This is a genomic window from Alteromonas sp. KUL150 (assembly GCF_009811475.1).
Classification (GTDB): Bacteria; Pseudomonadota; Gammaproteobacteria; order Enterobacterales; family Alteromonadaceae; genus Alteromonas; species Alteromonas gracilis.
This window is the reverse complement of the sequence record NZ_BLIJ01000089.1, coordinates 1-10,187: the sequence shown is the minus strand read 5'-3', so window position 1 is coordinate 10,187 and position 10,187 is coordinate 1. Positions and strand designations below refer to the sequence as shown.

Below are 10,187 nucleotides of genomic sequence, written 5' to 3'. Positions count from 1 at the left end.
CAACGGTAGGCGCGGTGGTATCAATTACTACAGTACCAGTGTCGGTATCGGTATTACCCGCATCGTCAGTTGCAGTAACAGATGTTGGGTAACTACCTTCGGCGAGTGTAGCGACTACGTCATCGGCCAGCGTCCACGTACCGTCACCGTTATTGGTAGCGGTATAGTCGTTGCCGTCAATGGTGACTACTACAGTAGCCGTTGGGTCATCAACCGTACCCGTTAGTGCAGGCGTAGTGTCGTTGGTCGTTACATCATTGATGGTTACAACAGGTGCCACGGCGTCTACCGTGTCAGATGCAGGCCCACTTGTGTTGCCCGCTTCATCGGTTGCTGTTGCCGTTACTACAACTCCATCTGCTAATGGTGTATCTGGCGTTACGCTCCAATTGCCGTCGCCATCAGCGATGACAGTGAAATCTGGCGTGCCGTCTCCGTCTACATCCACATTTACCGTTGCGCCCGCTTCGGCTGTGCCGGTAATTTCAGTGCCGTTGCCCGCTTCAACGGTAGGCGCTGCTGGTGCTGTGGTATCAATAACCACTGTGCCAGTATTAGTACCCACATTACCTTCTGGGTCGGTTGCAGTAACCGTTGCGGTATAGCTACCTTCAGGAAGTGCCGCCACCGCATCATCAGCTAGCGTCCAAGTGCCCTCACCGTTGTTAGTGGCGGTGTAGTCATTACCGTCAATAGTGACTACTACAGTAGCCGTTGGGTCGTCAACGGAACCAGTAAGCGCCGGTGTTGTATCATTAGTCGTTAAATCGTTGAAGGTAACGACTGGCGCTGCCGCGTCAACCGTGTCTGAGGCTGGGTTGCTAATGTTACCCGCTGCGTCAGTTGCCGTTACGGTCACAATTACGCCATCGGCAAGCGGTGTATCAGGCGTAATACTCCAATTGCCGTCGCCATCAGCGATGACGGTGAAATCAGGCGTGCCGTCGCCATCCACGTCCACATTTACAGTTGCCCCTGCTTCCGCAGTACCCGTAATTTCAGTGCCGTTGCCCGCATCAACAGTAGGTAACGCAGGTGGTGTAGTATCAATCACTACCGTTCCAGAATTTGAACCCACATTGCCATCGGCATCCGTGGCAGTAACGGTAGCGGTATAGCTACCATCTGCGAGTGCAGCCACTGCATCGTCAGCCAGGGTCCAGCTTCCATCTCCATTGTTAGTTGCGGTGTAGTCCACGCCATCAATGGTCACTACTACGATAGCGCTTGGATCGTCAACCGTTCCGGTTAGCTCTGGTGTAGCGTCATTAGTGGTTAAGTCATTGATTGCAACGACTGGTGCAACAGCGTCTACTGTATCTGACGCTGGCGCACTACCATTGCCAGCTTCATCAACCGCCGTTGCCGTAACTACAACGCCGTCGGCCAGCGGTGTAGTGGGTGTTACTGACCAATTTCCATCGCCATCTGCGATGACGGTGAAGTCTGGCGTGCCGTCGCCATCCACGTCCACATTTACAGTTGCCCCTGCTTCCGCAGTACCCGTAATTTCAGTGCCGTTACCTGCATCGACGGTAGGCGCTGCTGGAGCAGTGGTGTCAATCACCACAGTGCCAGAGTTAGTTCCGGTGTTACCGTCGGCATCAGTAGCAGTAACCGTAGCGGTATAGCTACCTTCAGCCAGCGCGGCAACGATATCGTCAGCCAGTGTCCAGCTGCCATCACCATTATTTGTAGCAGTATAGTCTGTACCGTTAATGGTAACGACCACGATGGCGGTTGGATCGTCCACCGAACCGGTAAGTGCAGGCGTGGTGTCGTTAGTTGTTAGGTCGTTAAAGGCAACGACTGGCGCGACAGCGTCTACCGTATCAGACGCTGGGCTACTCGTATTGCCAGCTTCATCGGTTGCGGTTGCCGTGACAACTACGCCATCGGCTAGTGGTGTAGTGGGTGTTATTGACCAGTTACCATCGCCATCAGCAATCACTGTGAAATCAGGTGTACCATCACCGTCAACGTCTACGTTTACGACAGCGCCTGCTTCGGCTGTGCCGGTAATTTCGGTACCGTTGCCTGCATCAACAGTAGGCGCAGCTGGCGCAGTAGTATCGATAACACCGCCATTTTCGTTTGCGGTTGCCGTATTACCCGCGCCATCTGCCGCACTTGCGGTGACTGAATAATTACCTTCAGATAAGGCTGCTGGAACATCTACAGAGAAGGTGCCATTAGCCTGAACAATAGCGCCAAATGTTTGGGTGTTTCCGGCACTATCGGTAACGCTGATGGATACGGTGCTGCCAGGCGCAATATCTGTAGTACCGGAAATGGTCGGGGTGGTGTCGTCTCCTGTACCAAGCGAGTCCAAGGTTAGGTTTGGCACGGCTGTATTGATATTGCCGCTGGTAGTATCAGACGCCGAGTTTCCAGCGGCATCTGTGGCGGTAGCAGTAACATCGAAGTTTCCGTCTGCCATTGCATTGGGCACGTCGGCGCTGAAATTACCAACGCTATCGACAATAGCCGTAAATGTCTGTTCTGCTCCCGCGCTGTCGGTGACGGTGATGGTCACTGAACTACCCGGGCTTAAATCGGTGCTACCGGTGATGGTTGGCGTAGTATCGTTACCTGTGCCTTGTGCATCTAAGTTGATCGTCGGCGCGGTAGTGTCTACGCTACCGTTTGTTTCAGTGGCAGTAGTTTCATTGCCTGCTGGGTCTTGGGCAACGGCGGTAACGGTATACCCTCCTTCAGACATGGGGCTTGGCACATCGGCCGAGAAACTGCCGTCTCCCTGAACGGTTGCATCGAAGGTTTGGCTTACACCTGCGTTATCCGTAACCGTAATCGTTACTGTCGCGCCTGCAGGCAGGTCAGTATTCCCTGATATTGTAGGCGTTGTGTCGCTGTCTGAGGCTAGTGTATCTAACGATAGGGTAGGGGCTGTTGTATCAATAATACCTGTGTTGTCTACGACGGTAGTGCTATTACCCGCTTCATCACTCGCCGTGGCTTCAACACTGTATGCACCTTCCGCTAAAGGCGCAGGCACATCCACTGTAAAGTTTCCATTTACATCAACTGTAGCTGTGATGGTTTGAACATTTCCTGCGCTGTCAGTTACCACAAGCGTAACTTCACTACCCTGCGCAAGGTTTGCGCTACCAGATAGAGTAGGCGTTGTGTCATTGCCTTCCTCAAGTGGCGTTAAGGTTAGTGATGGTGCTGTAGCGTCTATGCTTCCAGCATCACTCGCTGTCGCTGTATTACCTGCCTCATCACTGATGGTAGCGCTTACCGTGAAGTCGCCTTCAGCTAAATCCGTACCAGGGGAGATAGAGAAAGAACCATCGGCCTGTACCACTGCACTTAAGGTCTGGGTCGCACCAGCGCTATCCGTTACCAAAATAGTGACCACAGAGCCCGCAGGTTCATCGGTTGTACCGGTAATGAGTGGCGTCGCGTCGTTAGTGGTATCGGCAACATCTATGGTAAGCGTAGGTACAAGTGTATCAACTACGCCTGCCTCGTTATTGGTTGTACTGTTGCCTGCTGTATCAGTCGCGTTTGCTGAAACAGTGAAGTTCCCTTCAGCCATTGCCGCTGGTACGTCGGCAGAGAATGCGCCGCCCGCGGCAACCAATGCAGAGAACACCTGAGTATTACCCGCACTATCAACAACCGTTATTTGCACTGTAGAGCCTTGCGGTAAATCTACAGTGCCGCTTATGGTTGGGGTTGAGTCGCTAACTGTGCCTGGCTCGTCCAGCGTAATAACAGGTGAAATTGTGTCGATTAAGCCGGTTTCAGCGTCGGACGCTGTATTGCCAGCTTCATCAACAACCGTAGCCTGAACTGTGTAGCTACCCTCAGCCAAAGTGGCGGGTACGTCTACGCTAAAAGAGCCGTCGCTTTGCACGGTTGCTGATAAGGTTTGTATATTGCCAGCGTTATCGGTGACGGTAATTGAAACCGTGCTTCCGGCTGGCTGGTCTGTCGTTCCGCTAATGGTCGGTGTTGCATCATTGCCAACACCCGGATCTGCCACATCAATAGCCGGTGATGTGGTATCTACCACACCGCCAGTTTCAGAGTCAGAGCCTGTATTTCCGGCTCCGTCAGTCACCTCTGCGACAACTGTGTAGCTACCTTCGGCCAAGTCTGACGGTACGCTTGCGCTGAAGGTGCCATCTCCTTGTACTGTTGCAGTAAAGGTTTGAACTGCTCCAGCACTATCTGTCACTGTTAAAGTGACGGTTGCACCAACTGGCGCGTTAGTTGTACCTGAAATAAGAGGCGTAGCGTCGTTTGTCTGGCCAAGGGCATCTAGTGTAATGTCCGGGGCGCTTGTATTAATATTGCCGCTATCCGTCACTGTCGTGCTATTGCCCGCAGCATCGCTCGCACTGGCTGTTACATCGTAATCGCCATCAACAAGCGCGCTGGGTACTTCAACTGAGAAAGTGCCATCCGCATTTACCGTGGCGGTAAGATTTTGTACGTTACCGCCTGCATCGGTGACAACCAGCGTAATTGTTGCTCCCTCTGGCAAGTCGGTAGTACCGCTTAATACTGGCGTTGCGTCATTGCCGCTGGCTACTGGATCTAAGTTGATAACAGGTGGAGTGGTGTCAACTGTACCGTTATTATCAACCGCTGTGTTTTGATTTCCCGCATCATCAGTCGCCGTCACTTCTACTGTGTAATCGCCTTCTGCAAGGTCAACTGGCACATCAGCGCTAAAGCTACCGTTCGCTTGAACGGTGGCAGTGAGGGTTTGCGTATTGCCTTGGCTGTCAGTCACGCTAATGCTTACAGTGTTTCCCGCAGCCAAGTCGGTGGTTCCCGATATAGTCGGTGTAGCGTCGTTGGTCAGGCCTTGTGCGTCTAACGTTACGGTGGGGGCTGCTGTATCTATGACACCGTTATTATCTATTGCCGTTGCTGAATTACCCGCATCGTCAGTCGCAGTGACAGTCACACTGAAACTGCCTTCAGCTAAATCGGCAGGAACATCAGCACTGTAAGTGCCATCGTTTTGAACGGTTGCAGTGAATGTTTGGGTATTTCCAGCGTTGTCTGTCACGCTTATGCTAACGGTTTCGCCAGCATTGAGGTCTGTGGTGCCAGAGATAGATGGCGTTGCATCATTGCCAAGCCCTTGTGTATCGATGGTTATCGATGGGGCTGTGGTATCGATGTTACCGCCATTTTCGGTCACTGATGCACTGTTGCCAGCGCCGTCTGTGGCGGTCGCAGTAACAGAATAGTCACCTTCAGGTAAGCTTGCAGGAACATCAGCCGTAAAGCTTCCATCGCCTTGCACTATGGCACTGAATGTCTGTGTGGTTCCAGCACTGTCAGTCACAGTCAGCGTTACAGTACTACCTGGCGCTAAGTCGGTGTTACCTGAAATAGTCGGTGTGGTGTCGTTGCCAGACCCAAGAGGATCAAGGGATAGGGTAGGTGCGGCAGAGTTTATGTCGCCGCTCACTGTATCTGTAGCAGTATTGCCTGCAGCATCAGTGGCCGTTGCAGTAACGTCGAAGTTTCCGTCTGCCATAGGATTAGGCACATCTGCACTGAAGTCGCCGTTAGCATCTACGGTTGCAGTAAACGTCTGCACAGTGCCAACGCTGTCAGTTACTGTGATAGTTACTGTGCTTCCTGCGGCCAGGTCGGTGTTTCCGCTAATGGTAGGCGTGTTATCGTTACCTGTACCAAGCGGATCCAGAGTGATAACAGGCGCTGTGGTATCTACGCTGCCACCCGTTTCAGAATCAGAACCTTGGTTACCTGCCGCGTCTTGAGCCGTTGCGGTAACCGTATAGTCACCTTCAGCTAGTGGTGAAGGTACGTTGGCTGAAAAACTGCCGTTGGTTTGTACCGTAGCGGCAAAGGTTTGCGTATTACCCGCACTGTCGACCACCGTTAATGTGACAATGGCGCCAGCTGGAAGGTTTGTGGTGCCAGAAATGGTTGGCGTAGCGTTATTCTCTGGCGTTAATTCGTCAAGATTTAGCTCAGGTGACGTGATGTCGATTACGCCTGAATTATCGAGAACCGACGTGCTGTTGCCTGCTTCATCAATGGCGGTAGCTTCAACACTGTACGAGCCTTCAGCAAGGGCACTGGGCACATCAACCGCAAAGTTTCCTGCAGCATCAACTGTTGCTGTAACCGTTTGAATGTTGCCAGCACTGTCTGTGATAACCAAGGAGACCACGCTACCTTCCGCTAGATCTGTACTTCCCGAAATGGTTGGCGTTGTGTCGTTGCCTAACCCTTTAGGGTCTAAGGTTAGGGTAGGCGAGGTGGTGTCAATGGTGCCGGTTGCATTGGCTGACGCACTGTTGCCAGCATCGTCGGTGGCCGTTGCGGTAACCGTATAGTCACCTTCAGCCAGTGCAGCTGGCACATCCACAGTAAAGTTGCCGTTTGCGTCAACCGTTGCGGTCACCGTTTGTGTATTGCCAGCGTTATCGGTGATCGACAGTGTTACGCTCTCACCTGCTGCTAAGTCCGTAGTACCTGAAATGGTCGGCGTAGTATCGTTATTTGAACCCAGCGCATTTAGTGAAATAACGGGGGCGACGGTATCGACGATACCGTTATTGTCGGTGACAGATGCACTATTTCCGTTGCTGTCTGCAGCGGTAGCGGTTACTGAGTAATCACCTTCGGCAAGAGGCGCGGGGACATCAGCACTAAAGTTACCGCTCGCATCAACAAGTGCAGTAAAGGTTTGGGTGTTGCCTGCACTGTCAGTGACAAAAAGCGTCACGGTTGAACCCGCGGGTAGGTCAGTCGTACCTGAAATGGTTGGTGTAGTATCGCTAACCGTAACTTGCGCATCTAGTGTCAACGCAGGGGCGCTGGTATCTAGCGTACCGGTATCAGAGGTGGTGGTTGTATTACCCGCATTGTCTGAGGCACTTGCTGTTACAGTGTAGCTGCCGTCTGGTATAGCGTTTGGAACATCCGCGCTGAAGTCACCGTTTGCGTCCACAATGGCGTCAAAGGTTTGTGTATTGCCTGCGCTATCTGTGACGGTTAACGTTACCGTGCTTCCCGGTGCTAAATCAGTGCTGCCCGATATGTTAGGCGTTTCATCGTTGCCTGTGCCCTGCGGATTTAGCGTAAGTACAGGGGCGGTGGTGTCAATATTGCCACCGTCCTCAGTTGCGGTTGTTGAATTACCTGCATCATCTGTTGCAGTAACTTCGACGCTGTAATCTCCTTCAGGCAGTGGAGACAATACCTCTGTTGCAAAGTTGCCGTCAGCATCAACCAATGCGTTAATGGTTTGCGTGTCACCATTGCTGTCAGTTACGGTGATCACAACGACAGAGCCTTCAGGTAAATCTGTATTACCTGAAATAACCGGCGTAGTGTCATTACCTGAATCTAACGGATTAACGCTAACAATAGGCGCTTGTGTATCAATACTTCCATTGGTTTCGTTCGCCGTCGCGGTGTTGCCTTGTGCATCGCTTACTGTTGCCGTAACGATAAAGTCGCCTTCAGCCAGGGCGCTAGGCACATCGGCACTGAATGTGCCGTCTGCTTGCACGGCTGCTTGGAAACTTTGCGAGCTACCGTTGGCATCTACCACAGTAATGGTAACCAGTGTGCCAGGTGCCACGTCGGTAGTACCTGTGATAGTTGGGGTAACATCGCTGGTAGCGCCTTGTGTATCAAGGGCTAACAGTGGCGCTTCACTATCTACATTACCTGTTGTATTGGCATTCGCGGTATTGCCTGCACTGTCGGTTGCACTGGCAGTCACAGTAAAGTCGCCGTCAGCAAGTGCGTTTGGCACATCTACGCTAAAGTTACCATTCGCATCGACCAAGGCATTGATAGTTCGCGTGTTTCCAGCGCTATCTGTTACGACAAGTGTAACCGTGCTTCCTTCAGGAAGGTCTGTTGTGCCTGAAAGTGTGGGTGTGGTGTCGCCCGTGCTGCCAGGGTTTTCAAGGGTAAGCGTAGGCGCGGTGGTATCTACAACGCCGCCATTGTCGGTTACTATTGTCGCATTACCATCGCCGTCAGTTGCTGTAGCCGTTACGCTATATTCACCTTCCGCTAATGGGTTGGGCACATCGACACTGAAATTACCTGAACCATCTACCGTCGCCGCGAACGTTTGTGTATTGCCAAGCGCATCGGTAACAGACAGTGTAACAGTGCTGCCAGCGGGTAAATCGGTAGTGCCGGAAATAGTGGGCGTGGTGTCGTTATCATCACCCAGTGGGTCAAGGGTTAAGCTTGGCGCATTGCTGTCCACGGTGCCAGTTTGTGACGTCGAAGCACTATTACCCGCAGCATCGGTAGCTGTTGCTTCAACAGTGTAGTCGCCGTCAGCGAGTTCGGCAGGCACGTCTGCGCTAAATTCGCCGTTCTCGTCTACTGTGGCAGTAAAGGTTTGGCTGTTTCCAGCACTATCGGTAACGGTAAGTGTAACCGTGCTGCCCGCTTCCAAGTTTGTAGAACCGCTAATTGACGGTGTCGTGTCGTTACCTGTGCCAAGTGGTTCTAGTGAAATGGTGGGGGCTTGCGTATCAATGTTGCCGCCATTTTCAGTGACAGTCGTTGTATTGCCTGCCTCGTCTGTTGCTCTGGCTTCTACGGTATATTCACCCTCAGTAAGCGGCGTTTGTACGTCTACGCTAAAATCACCGTTCTCATCAACGATGGCATCGATAGTTTGTGTGTTGCCCGCGCTGTCGGTCACCACAATAGTTACTGTTGAACCAGGTGGTAAATCGGTAGAGCCAGAAATCGTTGGCGTGGTGTCGCTACCGTCAGTTTGCGGGTCGATGTTCACAATCGGCGGGGTGGTGTCAATTTCGCCAGTCACTGTGGTGGTAGAACTGTTGCCTGCTGGTGTTGTTACAGTAACATCTACCGTGTACTCACCTTCGCTAAGTTCCGCTGGCACATCTTCGTTGAACGTGCCGTCAGCGCCCACTGTAGTGACGATTGTTTGCTCGTTACCCTCGCTATCTGTAACAACAATGACGACTTCACTGCCTGGAGGGGCATCGGTTTCACCAGAAACGTTTGGCGTAGTATCGTTCGTTGGCGCAGGTTGATTTACAGTCGTCGAAGGACTCGTAGAATCGTAATCGCCGCTTGCTGTTGCTTGTGCGGTGTTACCCGCACCATCTGTCACCTCAGCAGTTACGCTGTATGTACCTTCAGCCACCGCATTTGGAACTTCAACGGTAAAGGTACCATCGGCAAGCACAGTGGTGGTAAAGGTTTGAGTAACGCCAGCACTATCGGTAACGGTAAGGGTTATCGTGCTTCCGGGCTCGGCATCCGTTAACCCCGAAAGTGTGGGTGTAGCATCGCCATTTATTCCTGGGTCGTTTAATGAGATGGTTGGTGCCGTCACATCGATAGCACCTTGTGCTTCGGCATTGGCCGTATTGCCTGCTTCATCAGTCACGCTGGCGTTAACGGTAAATTCACCCTCGGCCAATTCAGCAGGTACATCAACACTATAGGTGCCGTCGATAAGCACAGTGGCAGTTACGGTTTGAGTATTGCCTGCACTGTCGATAATGGTTAGCGTAACTGTACTGCCCGGCGCGGTATCGGTGGTACCTGAAAGGGTCGGCGTGGTGTCGTTACCTGTAGCTATAGTATCGATAGTGATCGACGGTGCTGTGGTATCAATTTCGCCTGTGGTATCAGCGGTTGCTGTATTGCCTGCTTCATCGGTCACGCTGGCGTTAACGGTATATTCACCTTCAGCTAATTCAGCGGGTACGTCAACACTATAGGTGCCGTCTGCTTGCACGATAGCAGTTACGGTTTGAGTATTACCTGCGCTATCGGTAATGGTTAGCGTAACTGTGCTTCCCGGTGCGGCATCGGTGGTACCTGAAAGGGTCGGCGTGGTGTCGTTACCTGTCGCTATGGTGTCGATTGTGATCGACGGTGCAGTGGTATCAATCACGCCGGCAGTATCTGTGGTTGCTGTGTTGCCCGCTTCGTCGGTCACGCTGGCATTAACGGTAAAATCACCTTCGGCTAATTCGGCAGGCACATCAACGCTATAGGTGCCGTCTGCTTGCACAGTGGCAGTTACAGTTTGCGTGTTGCCCGCGCTATCGGTAATGGTTAACGTCACTATGCTACCAGGAGTGGCATTAGTGGTACCTGAGAGGGATGGCGTAGTGTCGTTACCAGTCGCTATGGTATCGATAGTG

The 10,187-nt window shown here is 52.3% G+C and carries 1 protein-coding gene; it reads right to left on the bottom strand.

Annotation, left to right across the window (positions count from 1 at the left end; translation table 11 throughout):
- The coding region (locus GVO62_RS19125; RefSeq protein WP_441296387.1) for an Ig-like domain-containing protein at positions 1-10,183 on the bottom strand (10,183 nt) is incomplete at its 3' end.
- Between the last annotated feature and the right edge of the window lie 4 nt (positions 10,184-10,187).